This window comes from Mixta mediterraneensis (assembly GCF_014946725.1).
GTDB lineage: Bacteria > Pseudomonadota > Gammaproteobacteria > Enterobacterales > Enterobacteriaceae > Pantoea > Pantoea mediterraneensis.
Window position 1 is genome coordinate 93652 of the sequence record NZ_JACFXY010000002.1, and the last position, 15018, is coordinate 108669.

Annotated in this window: 13 protein-coding genes and 1 other RNA gene; 11 read left to right on the forward strand and 3 right to left on the reverse strand. The window is 50.8% G+C overall.

Translation table 11 applies throughout. From position 1 onward, the window contains the following. Nucleotides 1–56 precede the first annotated feature (56 nt). From pheS to H2P46_RS04630, 10 genes are all read left to right on the forward strand, one after another. Entirely contained in the window at nt 57–1040 is a 984-nt protein-coding gene (gene pheS / locus H2P46_RS04585) for a phenylalanine--tRNA ligase subunit alpha (RefSeq protein ID WP_193404034.1), read from the forward strand. Nucleotides 1041–1054: 14 nt separating this feature from the next. Continuing rightward, nucleotides 1055–3442, forward strand: coding sequence for a phenylalanine--tRNA ligase subunit beta (gene pheT, locus H2P46_RS04590; RefSeq protein WP_193404035.1), 2388 nt, complete (start codon nt 1055–1057; stop codon nt 3440–3442). A gap of 4 nt (nt 3443–3446) precedes the next feature. Beyond that, on the forward strand, nt 3447–3749 hold the full coding sequence (gene ihfA / locus H2P46_RS04595) for an integration host factor subunit alpha (protein WP_003853259.1): 303 nt from the start codon (nt 3447–3449) through the stop codon (nt 3747–3749). Between the two features lie 202 nt (nt 3750–3951). Further along, on the forward strand, nt 3952–4320 hold the full coding sequence (locus H2P46_RS04600; protein WP_193404036.1) for a DUF2502 domain-containing protein: 369 nt from the start codon (nt 3952–3954) through the stop codon (nt 4318–4320). A gap of 96 nt (nt 4321–4416) precedes the next feature. Next, the gene (gene btuC, locus H2P46_RS04605; protein WP_193404037.1) at nt 4417–5400 is read left to right on the forward strand and encodes a vitamin B12 ABC transporter permease BtuC; all 984 of its coding nucleotides are present in this window, start codon (nt 4417–4419) and stop codon (nt 5398–5400) included. A gap of 39 nt (nt 5401–5439) precedes the next feature. Further along, the gene (locus tag H2P46_RS04610; protein ID WP_193404038.1) at nt 5440–5985 is read left to right on the forward strand and encodes a glutathione peroxidase; all 546 of its coding nucleotides are present in this window, start codon (nt 5440–5442) and stop codon (nt 5983–5985) included. After that, the gene (btuD, locus tag H2P46_RS04615; RefSeq protein ID WP_193404039.1) at nt 5986–6735 is read left to right on the forward strand and encodes a vitamin B12 ABC transporter ATP-binding protein BtuD; all 750 of its coding nucleotides are present in this window, start codon (nt 5986–5988) and stop codon (nt 6733–6735) included. It begins immediately after the preceding gene. A gap of 73 nt (nt 6736–6808) precedes the next feature. Then, nucleotides 6809–7267, forward strand: a complete 459-nt coding sequence (locus H2P46_RS04620) for a C40 family peptidase (protein WP_193404040.1) — start codon at nt 6809–6811, stop codon at nt 7265–7267. Nucleotides 7268–7548: 281 nt separating this feature from the next. After that, nucleotides 7549–8295, forward strand: coding sequence for an EAL domain-containing protein (locus tag H2P46_RS04625; RefSeq protein WP_193404041.1), 747 nt, complete (start codon nt 7549–7551; stop codon nt 8293–8295). A gap of 79 nt (nt 8296–8374) precedes the next feature. Then, nucleotides 8375–9811: a protein adenylyltransferase SelO gene (locus H2P46_RS04630; RefSeq protein WP_193404042.1), complete on the forward strand. Its 1437-nt coding sequence runs from the start codon at nt 8375–8377 to the stop codon at nt 9809–9811. A 1-nt stretch (nt 9812) separates the two neighbouring features. Here the strand turns inward: H2P46_RS04630 and H2P46_RS04635 are convergent, their stop codons facing one another. Together H2P46_RS04635 and ppsR are read right to left on the reverse strand one after the other, a co-directional pair. Continuing rightward, nucleotides 9813–10859, reverse strand: a complete 1047-nt coding sequence (locus tag H2P46_RS04635) for a 3-deoxy-7-phosphoheptulonate synthase (protein WP_193404043.1) — start codon at nt 10857–10859, stop codon at nt 9813–9815. Nucleotides 10860–11012: 153 nt separating this feature from the next. Beyond that, nucleotides 11013–11840 carry a posphoenolpyruvate synthetase regulatory kinase/phosphorylase PpsR gene (gene ppsR, locus H2P46_RS04640; protein ID WP_193404044.1) on the reverse strand — a complete coding sequence of 276 codons (828 nt, stop codon included), beginning with the start codon at nt 11838–11840 and terminating at the stop codon, nt 11013–11015. 453 nt (nt 11841–12293) lie between these two features. Between ppsR and ppsA the strand changes: the two genes are divergently transcribed. After that, on the forward strand, nt 12294–14678 hold the full coding sequence (gene ppsA, locus H2P46_RS04645; protein ID WP_193404045.1) for a phosphoenolpyruvate synthase: 2385 nt from the start codon (nt 12294–12296) through the stop codon (nt 14676–14678). Between the two features lie 65 nt (nt 14679–14743). Here the strand turns inward: ppsA and rprA are convergent. Next, nucleotides 14744–14850: antisense sRNA RprA (gene rprA / locus H2P46_RS04650), an RNA gene on the reverse strand. Between the last annotated feature and the right edge of the window lie 168 nt (nt 14851–15018).

The window sequence follows — 15018 nt, forward strand, 5'->3', positions numbered from 1 at the left end:
TTGGACCGGCAGGTCCCAACGAGAACTGACCAGCCTGACTGGAAGAAGAGGAAAACATGTCCCAACTCGCAGAACTGGTGGCCAAAGCCACGGCGGCTATTGACGGGGCGACGGATACCGCCACCCTTGACGCGGTACGCGTTGAATATCTGGGAAAGAAAGGGCATCTGACGCTGCAGATGACTACGTTGCGCGAGCTACCGGCAGAAGAACGTCCAGCCGCAGGCGCGGTGATTAATGAGGCTAAGCAGCAAGTCACGGAACGTCTGAACGCGCGCAAAGATGCGCTGGAATCAGCGGCCCTGAACGCGCGCCTGGCGGCTGAAACTATTGATGTGTCACTGCCTGGCCGTCGTATTGAAAATGGCGGTTTGCATCCGGTGACCCGTACCATCGATCGTATCGAAAACTTTTTCGGTGAATTGGGTTTCGCGGTCGTAACCGGCCCGGAAATTGAAGATGATTACCATAATTTTGATGCCCTGAATATTCCTGGCCATCACCCGGCTCGCGCCGATCACGATACCTTCTGGTTTGATGCTACACGCTTGCTCCGTACGCAAACCTCTGGCGTGCAGATCCGCACCATGAGAAATCAGCAGCCACCCATTCGTATCATCGCTCCAGGCCGTGTGTATCGTAACGATTACGACCAGACACATACGCCAATGTTCCACCAGATGGAAGGTTTGATCGTTGATAAGAACATCAGCTTCACCAATCTGAAAGGCACGCTGCACGATTTCCTGAACAACTTTTTTGAAGAAAATTTGCAGATCCGCTTCCGTCCTTCTTATTTCCCCTTTACCGAGCCGTCAGCGGAAGTGGATGTTATGGGCAAAAACGGTAAATGGCTGGAAGTATTGGGTTGCGGCATGGTGCACCCGAACGTTCTGGGCAATGTCGGCATCGATCCAGAAATCTATTCTGGCTTTGCGTTTGGTATGGGCATGGAGCGTTTGACCATGTTGCGCTATGGCGTAACCGATCTGCGCGCTTTCTTCGAAAATGATTTACGTTTCCTCAAACAATTTAAGTAAGGGCAGGTTATCCAATGAAATTCAGTGAACTCTGGTTACGCGAATGGGTAAATCCAGCCCTGGACAGTGCTGCATTGTCTGAGCAAATCACCATGGCCGGCTTAGAAGTTGATGGCGTTGACGCAGTTGCTGGCGCGTTTCATGGCGTGGTTGTCGGTGAAGTGGTGTCATGCGGCCAGCATCCTAATGCCGATAAACTGCGCGTCACCAAAATCAACGTCGGCGGTGAGCGTCTGCTGGACATTGTCTGTGGCGCGCCAAACTGCCGCCAGGGGCTGAAAGTCGCAGTGGCTACCGTTGGCGCGGTGCTGCCGGGCGACTTCAAAATCAAAGCAGCCAAACTGCGCGGCGAGCCGTCTGAAGGCATGCTGTGTTCATTTTCCGAGTTGGGAATGTCGGACGATCACAACGGCATCATCGAGCTGCCTGCCGATGCGCCCGTAGGAACCGACATCCGTGAATACCTGCAACTTGATGACAACACCATTGAAATCAGCGTGACACCAAACCGGGCAGACTGCCTCGGGATAATTGGCATCGCTCGTGATGTGGCGCTATTGAATGGTTTGCCGCTCAATGCCCCAGATATTCAGCCGGTTGCGACAAGTATCAATGACACGTTCCCGATCCGGGTTGATGCCACGCATGCCTGCCCGCGCTATTTAGGTCGGGTGGTGAAAGGCATTAACGTGGCCGCCGCCACGCCGCTGTGGATGAAAGAGAAGCTGCGCCGCTGCGGAATTCGCTCAATCGATCCGGTAGTCGATATCACGAACTACGTGTTGCTGGAGCTGGGCCAGCCGATGCACGCTTTCGACCTTGATCGTATTGATGGCGGCATTGTTGTGCGGATGGCGAAAGAGGGCGAGGCCCTGACGCTGCTGGATGGCAACGAAGTTAAGCTGTCCAGCGACACGCTGGTGATTGCCGATCACCATAAAGCGCTGGCGATGGGGGGCATTTTTGGTGGTGAGCATTCAGGCGTTAATACCGAAACGCAGAATATCCTGTTTGAATGTGCCTATTTCGATCCCCTGGCCATTACCGGTCGCGCGCGTCGTTACGGCCTGCACACTGATGCTTCACACCGCTACGAGCGTGGCGTTGACCCGGCGCTGCAACACACCGCGCTAGAACGCGCCACTCAGTTACTTTTGGAAATTTGTGGCGGCGAAGCCGGTCCGGTTATTGACCAGACGCATCAGGAAACCCTGCCCGCCCAGACCACCATTACTTTGCGCCGCGAAAGGCTGGACCGGTTAATTGGTCATGTTATCGCGGACGATCAGGTAACCGATATTCTGACACGTCTGGGATGTCAGGTCAGTGTGAATGACGGTGAGTGGAAAGCCGTTGCGCCAGGCTGGCGTTTCGATATGGCGATTGAAGAAGATCTGATTGAAGAAGTCGCACGCGTTTACGGCTACAACAACATTCCAGATGTGCCGGTCCAGGCGGGCCTGGTCATGACCCAACATCGTGAAGCCGATCTGTCATTGAAACGTGCGAAAAATTTGCTGGTGGATAAAGGCTATCAGGAAGCGATTACTTACAGCTTCGTTGATCCTAAAGTGCAGCAACTGCTGCATCCAGGCGAAGAGGCGTTGATTCTGCCTAGCCCCATTTCAAGCGAGATGTCGGCTATGCGTCTCTCATTATGGACAGGATTGTTGAGCGCGGTGGTATATACCCAGAACCGCCAGCAAAGCCGTGTGCGCCTGTTTGAGAGCGGGTTGCGCTTTGTACCGGATACGCAAGCTGATTTAGGTATTCGTCAGGAACTTATGCTGGCTGGCGTGTTAAGTGGAAATCGCTATGAGGAGCATTGGGATCTGGCGCGTCAGACGGTTGACTTCTATGATTTAAAAGGCGATTTAGAAGCGCTGCTCGATTTAACCGGCAAACTGGATGATGTCCGTTTCTGTGCTGAAGTGAATCCGGCACTGCATCCAGGACAAAGTGCAGCCATTTATTTGCAGAATGAACGAATCGGATTTATCGGAGTGGTTCATCCTGAGCTGGAACGTAAGCTGGATCTTAATGGCCGCACCTTAGTCTTTGAACTGCTTTGGAATAAGGTCGCAGACCGCGTCCTGCCTGACGCGCGCGAGATTTCACGCTTCCCGGCAAACCGTCGTGATATTGCCGTTGTAGTGGCTGAAAATGTCCCGGCAGCAGATGTCATTGCGGAGTGTAAGAAAGTTGGCGTAAATCATATAGTTGGCGTAAACTTGTTTGACGTGTACCGCGGTAAGGGCGTTTCCGAGGGTTTTAAGAGCCTCGCTATTAGCCTGATTTTGCAGGATACCAGCCGGACACTCGAAGAAGAGGAGATTGCCGCGACCGTTAGTCAATGTGTTGCGGCATTAAAAGAGCGATTCCAGGCAACCTTGAGGGATTGAACCTATGGCGCTTACAAAAGCTGAAATGTCAGAGTACCTGTTTGAGAAGCTCGGGCTGAGCAAACGCGATGCAAAAGAGTTGGTGGAACTGTTTTTCGAAGAGGTACGTCGCGCTTTGGAAAATGGAGAACAGGTAAAACTGTCTGGGTTTGGCAATTTCGACCTGCGCGACAAAAACCAGCGTCCAGGCAGAAACCCAAAGACGGGAGAAGATATTCCGATCACAGCGCGTCGCGTTGTGACCTTTCGTCCAGGGCAGAAGCTGAAAAGCCGCGTCGAGAACGCAACACCTAAAGAAACTGACTGATTTCAGTATTTAAAAAAGGCCGCGCAAGTGGCCTTTTTCATTGCTGACGGCTGCAAACAGCATTATAAACCTTCACAATTTCTCCAGTGTGTCAGGATTCTGTCAGTATATTGAAAGTATCTGGCAAATCAGCCCCTGCCGATAGTGATCTGTTTAGGGCTTTTGTTATAACAGCGCCCACACATAACAAGAGGTCAGGCTGATGAAAAAGACAGCTATTTTATTAGGTATCCTGTCAGGTATGCCGCTGTTAGCGAATGCAAACGTTTCAGTAAATATTCATACGCCGGGGGTATCGATTCATATTGGCGATCGCGATAAGCGCGGCTATTACTGGGACGGTTACGACTGGCGTCAGCCGACATGGTGGAAGCAGCATCAGGGACGTCATGGCGGACTGAAAGGCCCGCATGGTTACTGGAACGGTAATGGCTGGCAATCGCAGCGTCCCGAACATCGCCAGCCAGCGAAAGCGCCACAAAAGCGCGAGCAACCACACAAAGAGCAGCAGAAACATGACAATAAAAATCGTGGCAACGATAATGGACAACCGGTCCCGCCACATAAGTAAATTTTATTCGGCGTCTTAAGGCGCCGCTTTTCACGCCTTTCTTTTTTCTGCAATCTCACTACAATCAATGCTCTGTTTTCTCAGCCAGCCCTGCTTATGCTCCTGCCAGACCAGCTCGCCCGCCAGGCCGATCGTTACAGCCAAAAATGGTTATACGGTTTAGCTATTATGCTACTTGTTTTGTTATTTCTTAGCCTGTGCGCTGGTGACAGCTGGATCGCGCCCTCCCAATGGTTGAGCGAAAGCGGCAGACTATTTGTCTGGCAATTACGTATGCCACGAGCCTTAGCTGTCATGCTGGTTGGCGCTGCGTTGGCCATTTGTGGCGTGGTGATGCAGGCACTGTTTACTAACCCTCTCGCGGAACCGGGATTGCTCGGCGTATCCAATGGTGCAGGTATCGGTTTAGTGCTTGGCGTACTGCTGGGCAGTGGCTCATTGTGGAGCCTTAGCATGGCGGCAATGACAGGTGCGCTGACCATCACCTTAATTTTGCTGCATTTTGCACATCGGCAATTATCCGTCACGCGTTTGCTGTTAACCGGTGTCGCGCTGGGCATTATCTGTAGCGCCATCATGACCTGGGCGGTGTATTTCAGTACCAGTCTGGATCTGCGTCAGTTGATGTATTGGATGATGGGCGGTTTTAGCGGTATTGACTGGCGTTATGGCTGGATGATGCTGGCGCTGCTGCCGGTGATATTAGCCTTGACCCGAACCTCACGCGTCCTCAATCTGCTGGCATTAGGCGAAACGTCGGCCCGTCAGCTGGGATTATCACTATTCTTCTGGCGAAATATCCTGGTACTGGCGATGGGATGGCTGGTTGGTGTAAGTGTCGCCATGGCCGGTGCGATAGGCTTCGTGGGGCTGGTGATTCCCCATTTGTTACGTCTGAGCGGACTCAACGATCATCGCTATTTGTTGCCTGCATCGGCTTTAGCCGGGGCCAGCGTGCTGTTAGGTGCCGATATTATTGCGCGTCTGGCGTTAACTTCCGCTGAACTGCCAATTGGCGTAGTGACGGCGACACTTGGCGCACCACTATTCATTGCGTTATTAATAAGATCTTCGCGCTAGCTTCGGCTGGCTTTAATGCATCAACAACAGGAATTCGTTATGAGTATTTATCAAACTGAACTGGTTACGCTTGATGGGGAAAAAATCTCGCTGACACAATGGCAGGGTAAGGTACTGTTGGTGGTTAATGTAGCCTCGAAATGCGGTTTAACGCCACAGTATGAAGAGCTGGAGAAGCTGCAAAAAGCCTGGCAGGATCAGGGATTCAGCGTGTTGGGTTTTCCTTGCAATCAGTTTCTTGAGCAGGAGCCGGGCAGCAGCGAAGAGATTAAAACCTTCTGTAGCACCACCTATGGCGTGACATTCCCGTTGTTTGCCAAAACTGACGTGAATGGTGCCGAACGCCATCCTCTGTATGCTCAGCTGGTTGCCGCTAAGCCGGACGCGGTTCGTCCTGAAGGCAGCGGTTTTTATGAACGCCAGGTAAGTAAAGGACGAGCCCCAAAAGCGCCAGGCGACATTTTGTGGAATTTCGAAAAATTCCTTATTGATCGTGATGGGCATGTCGTACAGCGTTTTGCGCCGGATATGTCGCCGGAAGATCCGATTATTTTAGAAAGTATTAAGATGACTTTAGCGAAATAAATGTTTTTTAGCCTGAAAGACGCAGCCGTCGCCGGGCGGTTGCTGCCTTTTACTGCCGGGTTAACCGCCGGTAAATTGATTCATGTGGTTGGGCCAAACGGCGCTGGAAAAAGCACCTTATTAGCGCTCCTGGCTGGTTTGCAAAATTACAGTGGTGAGGCAACATTACTCGGGCAGCCGTTGAACGAATGGCGCGGCCCCGCGTTAGCCCGGCTGCGAGCCTGCTTGCCGCAACATCAACATCCCCTGAGTCAGATGCCGGTTTATCACTATCTCCGCCTGCATCTGCAATCTGACGCGCCACAAGCCGATCGGCGACTTAGCGATTTGCTAAACATGTTCCAGTTGAGCGACAAACTCACACGTTCGTTAACCCAGCTTTCCGGCGGCGAATGGCAACGTGTACGTCTGGCTGCAAGCTGCGCGCAAATTGATCCGCAAATCAATACGCAAGGCCGTCTGCTGATTCTGGATGAACCCATGACCGCTTTGGATATTGCACAGCAGAAGGCCGTTGATGACGTCATTAGCCAACTGTGCCGGGCTGGGGTTTGCGTGATCGCCAGCAGTCACGATCTTAACCATAGCCTGCTGCATGCGGATAGGGCCTGGTTGCTCCATCAGGGTAAAATGATTGCGCAAGGCGAACCCTCTGCCATTCTTACGCCAGAACGCTTATCTCCGCTCTATCAAATCGCTTTTCGCCAGCTGAAGCTGGAAGGACACACGCTGCTAACCGTTATGCCCTGAGGCATCCGGCTTGCTACGCTCACTGTTTTCCCGCTACATTAGCACAGTTGCAACTTATCAAGGACATGCTGCGATGCGGATCGGCTTACTGATTTTGGTTCTGCTGTTAGTGGGATGTAGCCATCATGCGCCACCGATTAATGGACGTCTTTCCGATTCGATCACCGTCATCGCACAGCTCAACGAACAGCTGGGGGACTGGCGGGGTACGCCGTATCGTTATGGTGGCATGAGCCGCCGCGGCGTTGATTGTTCTGGCTTTGTCTATCTGACCTTCCGCGATAAATTTGCTTTGCAGCTACCCCGTACCACACGGGCACAAAGCGATATGGGAACGCGTATCAATAAAGAGGATCTCCTGCCGGGGGACCTGGTGTTCTTCAAAACTGGCGGCGGCGAGAATGGATTGCATGTGGGCATTTATGATGCTGATAACGCTTTCATTCATGCATCAACCAGTCAGGGTGTTATTCGATCGTCACTGGATAATGTCTACTGGCGAAAAGTCTTTTGGCAGGTGAGACGCATTTAATTAGTATGTCTGTTGCGTGTCTTAGGCCAAAATTAAATTAGCGGAAAAGTTTTTAAACAGTCTGCCTTAACTGAAACGCTTTTAATTATCATCATTGTTATGAAATTAGTTTTCAAACTTTAATGCATTGCTTTCTCTTTATTTGGCTTAAGGTTTATACTTTAATAAACAAAGCTTAATGGAAGCGCAAAACTGACCGTTTCTTCATGCGTTTGAAACTATTGCCTGCTTGTTTTCAATCATATACGATGCACATATTGCCGCATATTCTGGCTTCAGAAATGAAAATTCACTTGTCTGCCGACTATGAGTCGGAAATTTGGTTTTATCCTGTCTACGCATCGAACGGGCACTTAATTGCTGTTGAGCTGGTCAGTCAGTTTGTTCATGAAAGTGCGCCTGTTACGTTGCCGCAGGACTTACTATTGCCGCAGCTTGATAAAGAGCAGCAGTTACGCCTGCTACAGAGCCAAATTTCTCTGCTTGAACAGCACCGTTCTATTTTTGAGGAACAGGGTATACTGGCGTTAATGCGTATTAACCATCAACTGTCGGTTCGCATACTTGAGAGCGAATTTTTGACGCGCAAAATAAAGCAACTGCCTTTTCTGTTATTAGATCTTAGCGAAACCTTTCCGCACTTAGCGCAGGGTATTCATAATCCTCTGCTCGCTACTCTTCATCGTGAGTTTCGTTTATCTCTTTCACAGTTTGGCGCCGGAAACTCTCCGGCTAACGCGGTTTACGATAACGTGTTTAGCTGCATTAAATTAGATAAGTATTTTATTCAGGAGCTGGCAAAGCGGGATTCCTTCCAGCCTTTTATTCAGAGTATTTTAGATAATTTCCGTTCTCACTGTGAGCATATGATAATTTGCGGTGTTGATGATGAATTATTACTGAATAAAATAAACAAACTGTCGGGAGTGCATTTGCAAGGGGCATTATTTCCGGTGGCTAAATCCGATGCGCTTGAGGCGTTGATTTACGCCAATACCCATTCGCCCACCTCACAGCTTCCGCAGTAATCTGTCTTATCCCGGTTTTCAACGTTACACTGATAGTTTTACAACGACGGGGCATAATGACTACCGCTCGGGAGAAACTATGTTTTTTGACAACAGCTGGTTCCATGAGCTGAAGGGATGTTACACCGCCCTTAAACCGACTCCGCTGGAAGGCGGCCGTTTGCTGTACCACAATGCACCGTTGGCCAGCGATATGGCGCTGGATACCGCCTTATTTACCGGTGAGGGGGATGGCGTCTGGTACGGCGCAGCCTTATTACCGGGAATGGAACCGCTGGCGCAGGTCTACAGCGGCCATCAGTTTGGCGTCTGGGCCGGTCAACTTGGCGACGGGCGCGGCATATTGCTGGGCGAGCAACGTCTGGCCAATGGCAGCAAACTCGACTGGCATTTAAAAGGGGCAGGCTTAACGCCTTATTCACGCATGGGTGACGGAAGGGCGGTGATCCGTTCTACCGTTCGTGAGTTTCTGGCATCCGAAGCGCTACATCATTTGGGCATACCTACTTCACGTGCGCTAACCATTGCCATTGGCGATGAACCGGTACGGCGTGAAACTACCGAACGCGGCGCCATGCTAATGCGTATTGCAGAAAGTCATTTACGCTTTGGCCATTTTGAGCATTTCTATTACAGCAACCAGCAAGAAAAAGTACAGCTGCTGGCGGATTACGCTATTCGCCACCATTGGCCGCACTTAACAGATGATAAAGATCGCTATCTGCTCTGGTTTACCGATGTGGTAAAACGCACCGCTGGTTTAATCGCCCAATGGCAAAGTGTCGGTTTTGCGCATGGGGTGATGAATACCGATAACATGTCAATTCTTGGGCTGACGCTGGATTACGGGCCGTTTGGTTTTCTTGATGACTATCAGCCGGATTTCATTTGTAATCACAGTGATTATCAGGGCCGCTACAGCTTCGAAAATCAGCCGATGATAGGTTTGTGGAATCTCAACCGGCTGGCACATGCGCTTTCAGGTTTAATGAAAACCGAGCAGCTTAAACAGGCGTTAAGCCACTATGAACCGGAACTGATGCGCGTCTGGGGAGAGCGTATGCGCGCCAGGCTCGGTTTACTTAGCGCAGACAGCCATGACAATGAAATTCTGACCGGTCTGTTGGCGTTAATGAGCAAGGAGCGCAGCGATTACACCCTGACATTCCGTTTGCTCAGTCATACACAACAACATGAAGCGCGCTCGCCCTTGCGTGATGAGTTTATTGATCGCGAAGAGTTTGACCGCTGGTATAGCCGCTATCGCGAACGCTTAATGAAGGATGAAGCCAGTGATGAAACGCGACAGGCCACAATGAAGGCGGCTAACCCGGCGCTGGTGTTACGCAACTATTTAGCGCAGCAGGTCATTGAAGAGGCGGAAAAAGGCGAAAAAGGTGCGTTAGAACATTTGCATCAGGCATTGCAGCAACCGTTTAGTGACGAAACGGCCGCTGAATATCGACAGCGGCCGCCAGACTGGGGAAAAACGTTAGAAGTCAGCTGTTCGAGCTAAATTAAAAGCGATGCGACACAGCCTCGGCGAGCAGGGCCAGCACTTCTTCGCTGTCCTGCCAGCTGAGGCAAGGATCGGTAATTGACTGACCGTATACCAGCGGTTCGCCGCTTACCACTTTCTGATTGCCTTCCTCGATAAAGCTTTCAATCATCACACCCGCGACCGCACGTGAACCGGCCTGAATCTGTTGCGCGACCTCAACGGCAACGTCACGCTGACGACGATGCTGCTTCAGGCAGTTGCCGTGGCTGAAGTCGATTACCAACTGCTCCGGCAAATGGAATTCGCGCAGGTTTGCTGCCGCCTCTGCTACATCATTAGCATAATAATTGGGCTGCTTGCCGCCGCGTAAAATGACATGACTATACGGATTACCGCTGGTCTGATAAATCGTCATCTGACCCTCTTTATCCGGCGATAAAAACATATGGCTGACGCGCGAGGCACGGATGGCGTCAACCGCGATGCGCACATTGCCATCCGTACCATTTTTAAAGCCTACCGGACAGGAGAGCGCGGAAGCCATTTCACGGTGAATCTGACTTTCAGTGGTCCGTGCGCCAATAGCGCCCCAGCTGATCAGATCAGCAATAAACTGCCCGATCACCATATCAAGAAATTCAGTGGCGGTTGGCAAACCCAGGGCGTTGATGTCAATCAGCAACTGACGTGCAATACCAATACCGCGATTGACATCAAAGCTACCATCAAGGCTGGGATCGGAAATCAGACCTTTCCAGCCCACCACCGTGCGCGGTTTTTCAAAGTAGGCGCGCATCACAATTTCCAGTCGATCCTGATAGCGTTCGCGCAAAACATTAAGGCGCTGAGCGTAATCTAAGGCGGCTTTGGGATCGTGCAGAGAGCAGGGGCCAATCACCACCAGCAAACGGGGATCTTCCCCGGTCAAAATACGGGCAATGCGTTTACGTGCGGCGGTTACGTTATCAGCAATAGCCGCAGAAACAGGATGTTCTGCCGCCAGGCTGGCTGGCGTAATCAGCCCACCAATGCGTGCCGTACGCAGTTCGTCAGTTTTATTCATGGGTTTCTCGAAAACTATTCTTCGCAACGGTGAAATACCGGGAAGTGATGGGGGTCACAATAAACCATTAGTCTGCGAATTCAACCCAGATACCAGAAATGGGCACAAAATTGTCGGCAGCACCGCTTTACATCGCTGCCGCCCTGAAAGAAATCAGTACATGCGGCGCGTCAGCCCCATGATGTCGAGAATTTTGGTGGCAATCTCTTCGACGGAATAGTTGGTGCTATTGAGGTAGCGAATTTGATGGGTGCGAAACAGCGCTTCAACTTCGCCAACTTCGAGCCGACACTGACGCATTGAGGCGTAACGGGTATTTTCCGCGCGTTCCTGACGAATCGCCGCCAGACGTTCAGGATCAATAGTCAAACCAAACAGTTTATGTTGAAGCTGGCGCAAAGCAGGGGGCAACTTCAGATTATCCATATCATCGTCGATGAAGGGGTAATTCGCCGCACGAATACCGAACTGCATAGCTAAATAGAGGCTGGTGGGGGTTTTACCACAGCGCGAGACGCCTAATAGAATCACCTGGGCCTCTTCCAGACCACGCAATGAAATGCCGTCATCGTGTGCCAGGGTGTAATCAATAGCGGCGATGCGCGCATCATATTTCCCCAGATTACTGGCATCTAAACCATGCGTACGATGCGCGACAGGCGCAGGCGATAGACCCAGCTCCTGTTGTAGCGGCGCCACCAGCGCCTGCACAATGTCCTGACAAAATCCTTCGCTCTGGACAATGATGTCGCGTACTTCAGGTGTGACAATCGAGAAGAACACCAGCGGACGAACGCCGCTCTGCTGGTAGATCGCATTAATCTGTGCCTTAACGGCTTGCGCGCGCTGCACATTCTCCACAAAAGGTAACGTAACGCTGTTGGTATTTACCGGAAACTGGGATAGCACCGCGTGCCCCAACACCTCGGCGGTGATAGCGGTGCCATCTGAAATATAAAATACGCTTCTGTCAGTACTCATAGGGGATACCTGTTTCTGGTCGGGAATGTAAGAAGCTCAACGAGGTGTATAAGAGAGATTAAAACAAAAAAATCCATCATTCTCTTCTGTGAAGGTTTTATTTTTCCATAATGAGACCGGTTAGCGCTCTGCAAATAATAAATGAAATGACGTTTCTTAAACCTTTATTTTACGATCCAGTTCAGGATGAAGTGAAAATAGGCGCTTTTTTGTTGCGCAACGAAAATCATGGCATAAGCCGCTGAAATCGGTCCCATTATAGTGCCATCAACCCTTTAGCAAAAAATAGTCCGTTTGCGCAACATCAAATAAAGACAGGTACAATTCCGAATTTAAAAAATATCGTAAGCTTTAACGATTCAACACTTAGTCTTTATTTGGGCAATGTGCCAGGCTGTTTTGGCGAATTGCACGATGTTCCATATGCCCACTCATATTTAAAGGATAAGCTCAATGTCCAATAAAGGCGAACAGCCGTTAGTGCTCTGGTATAATCAGCTTGGTATGCATGATGTTGATCGGGTGGGGGGCAAAAATGCCTCTCTGGGTGAAATGATTACCAACTTGTCGTCGCTGGGTGTTTCCGTTCCGAATGGTTATGCGACCACATCTTATGCATTTAATCAGTTTCTCGATCAAAGCGGGTTGAACCAGCGTATCTATGAACTGCTGGATAAGACCGATATTGATGATGTTAATGAGCTGGCAAAAGCTGGCAAACAAATTCGGCAGTGGGTGGTGGATACGCCATTCCAGCCGGAACTGGAAGCTGCCATCCTTGAGGCCTATCAGCAGCTCTCTGCTGATGATGCAGAAGCCTCTTTTGCGGTGCGTTCTTCCGCTACCGCAGAAGATATGCCCGACGCGTCATTTGCGGGTCAACAAGAAACCTTTCTGAACGTACAGGGTATCGATGCGGTAATGGTCGCGGTGAAGCATGTTTACGCATCACTGTTTAACGACCGCGCCATCTCTTACCGCGTGCACCAGGGTTACGATCACCGTGGCGTTGCATTGTCAGCCGGTATTCAGCGCATGGTGCGTTCTGACCTCGCTTCATCAGGCGTACTTTTTACCATTGATACTGAATCCGGTTTCGATCAGGTTGTGTTTATCACTGCAGCATACGGCCTTGGCGAAATGGTGGTGCAGGGTGCCGTTAACCCCGATGAATTCTATGTGCATAAACCAACGCTGGCGGCGAATCGTCCGGCGATTGTGCGCCGCAATATGGGCTCGAAAAAAATTCGCATGGTATACGCTGACTCACGGGAGCATGGCGAGCAGGTGCGTATTGAAGATGTGCCTGAAACCGAACGGGATCGCTTCTGTCTGACCGATGACGAAATCCAGGCCCTTGCGCGCCAGGCGATACTCATCGAGCAGCACTACAAACGCCCAATGGATATTGAGTGGGCAAAAGATGGCCATACCGGCAAGCTGTACATCGTGCAGGCGCGCCCGGAAACGGTTCGCTCAAACGGCCAGGTCATGGAACGCTACAGCCTGCAAGGAAAAGGTAAAGTGGTGGTAGAAGGTCGGGCGATTGGCCATCGTATCGGTGCGGGTGAAGTGAAAGTAATTCACGATATTAGCGAAATGAACCGCATCGAGAAAGGCGATGTGCTGGTGACCGACATGACCGACCCGGACTGGGAACCGATCATGAAGAAGGCTTCAGCTATTGTGACCAATCGCGGCGGCCGTACCTGCCACGCAGCCATCATTGCGCGTGAGCTGGGGATTCCGGCGGTTGTCGGCTGCGGTAATGCCACCGACTTGCTAAAAGATGGTCACAAAGTCACGGTTTCATGCTCGGAAGGCGATACTGGCTACGTCTACGATGATTTACTGGATTTTGATGTCACCAGCTCTCAGGTTGATGAGATGCCTGATCTGTCTCTCAAGATCATGATGAACGTCGGCAACCCGGATCGCGCATTCGACTTCGCCTGTTTGCCGAATGAAGGGGTAGGTCTGGCGCGACTGGAATTTATCATCAACCGCATGATTGGCGTGCATCCAAAAGCGTTACTGGAGTTTGATCAGCAAACGCCAGAACTGCAGCAGCAAATCCGCCAGATGATGAAAGGTTTTGACGATCCGGTTGAGTTTTATATTGCGCGTCTAACGGAAGGCATTGCGACCCTGGGGGCAGCCTTTGCGCCGAAACGCGTGATTGTGCGCCTGTCTGACTTTAAATCAAACGAATACGCCAACCTGGTCGGCGGTGAGCGTTACGAACCAGAAGAAGAAAATCCGATGTTAGGCTTCCGTGGGGCGGGGCGCTATGTTGCTGACAGCTTCCGTGACTGCTTTGCCCTGGAGTGTGAGGCGGTTAAACGTGTACGTAATGACATGGGCCTGACGAATGTTGAAATCATGGTTCCTTTTGTTCGTACCGTAGACCAGGCCGAAGCGGTAGTTGACGAGCTGGCACGCCAGGGACTGAAACGTGGTCAGGATGGGCTGAAAATCATTATGATGTGTGAGATCCCATCTAATGCCTTGCTGGCCGATCAGTTCCTGCAACACTTTGATGGCTTCTCCATCGGCTCTAATGACATGACACAGCTGGCACTGGGACTCGATCGTGATTCAGGGGTGGTTTCTGCCCTGTTTGATGAGCGAAATGAGGCAGTAAAAGCGCTGCTTTCGATGGCGATCCGCGCAGCGAAGAAGCAGGGCAAGTATGTGGGCATTTGTGGCCAGGGACCGTCAGATCATCAGGATTTTGCTGCCTGGCTCATGGAAGAAGGTATCGATAGTTTGTCGCTGAATCCTGACACCGTGGTTGAAACCTGGTTAAGTCTGGCTGAGTTATCCAGCCCGGCATAACTGTCAAATTCGCGTCACAATCAGCCAAAGGCCAGCATTGCTGGCCTTTTCCTCTTTTTAGCAGTAAAAAAAAAAGCCCACCGCAGGGGATGGGCAAAGACTACACACAGCAATTCTTTTCTTACTCAGGGGAAAAAGGTTGTTTTAAAATCAGAGAGTTGATCTAAAACATAAGAAACATGTTATTCACCCGGCCCGCTGGCGTCTTTAAGAATCCTCTTATTAGTTTAAAGCCAATAACCTTTTGTCACGGTCTCAGGGCCATTTGGGGTAAGAAACAGCGTATAAAATAATCTTTTTTGAACGTGAGAAGGGGATTCCGGTCATAAACCGGTTTTTT

Excerpts from the sequence above, each read along its gene's own strand:
- H2P46_RS04635 (WP_193404043.1), bottom strand. The coding sequence starts at position 10,859 with ATGAATAAAACTGACGAACTGCGTACGGCACGCATTGGTGGGCTGATT.
- H2P46_RS04620 (WP_193404040.1), top strand. The coding sequence starts at position 6,809 with ATGCGGATCGGCTTACTGATTTTGGTTCTGCTGTTAGTGGGATGTAGC.
- ppsR (WP_193404044.1), bottom strand. The coding sequence starts at position 11,840 with ATGAGTACTGACAGAAGCGTATTTTATATTTCAGATGGCACCGCTATC.
- H2P46_RS04610 (WP_193404038.1), top strand. The coding sequence starts at position 5,440 with ATGAGTATTTATCAAACTGAACTGGTTACGCTTGATGGGGAAAAAATC.
- ihfA (WP_003853259.1), top strand. The coding sequence starts at position 3,447 with ATGGCGCTTACAAAAGCTGAAATGTCAGAGTACCTGTTTGAGAAGCTC.
- H2P46_RS04600 (WP_193404036.1), top strand. The coding sequence starts at position 3,952 with ATGAAAAAGACAGCTATTTTATTAGGTATCCTGTCAGGTATGCCGCTG.
- H2P46_RS04625 (WP_193404041.1), top strand. The coding sequence starts at position 7,549 with ATGAAAATTCACTTGTCTGCCGACTATGAGTCGGAAATTTGGTTTTAT.
- btuC (WP_193404037.1), top strand. The coding sequence starts at position 4,417 with ATGCTCCTGCCAGACCAGCTCGCCCGCCAGGCCGATCGTTACAGCCAA.
- pheS (WP_193404034.1), top strand. The coding sequence starts at position 57 with ATGTCCCAACTCGCAGAACTGGTGGCCAAAGCCACGGCGGCTATTGAC.
- ppsA (WP_193404045.1), top strand. The coding sequence starts at position 12,294 with ATGTCCAATAAAGGCGAACAGCCGTTAGTGCTCTGGTATAATCAGCTT.
- btuD (WP_193404039.1), top strand. The coding sequence starts at position 5,986 with ATGTTTTTTAGCCTGAAAGACGCAGCCGTCGCCGGGCGGTTGCTGCCT.
- pheT (WP_193404035.1), top strand. The coding sequence starts at position 1,055 with ATGAAATTCAGTGAACTCTGGTTACGCGAATGGGTAAATCCAGCCCTG.
- H2P46_RS04630 (WP_193404042.1), top strand. The coding sequence starts at position 8,375 with ATGTTTTTTGACAACAGCTGGTTCCATGAGCTGAAGGGATGTTACACC.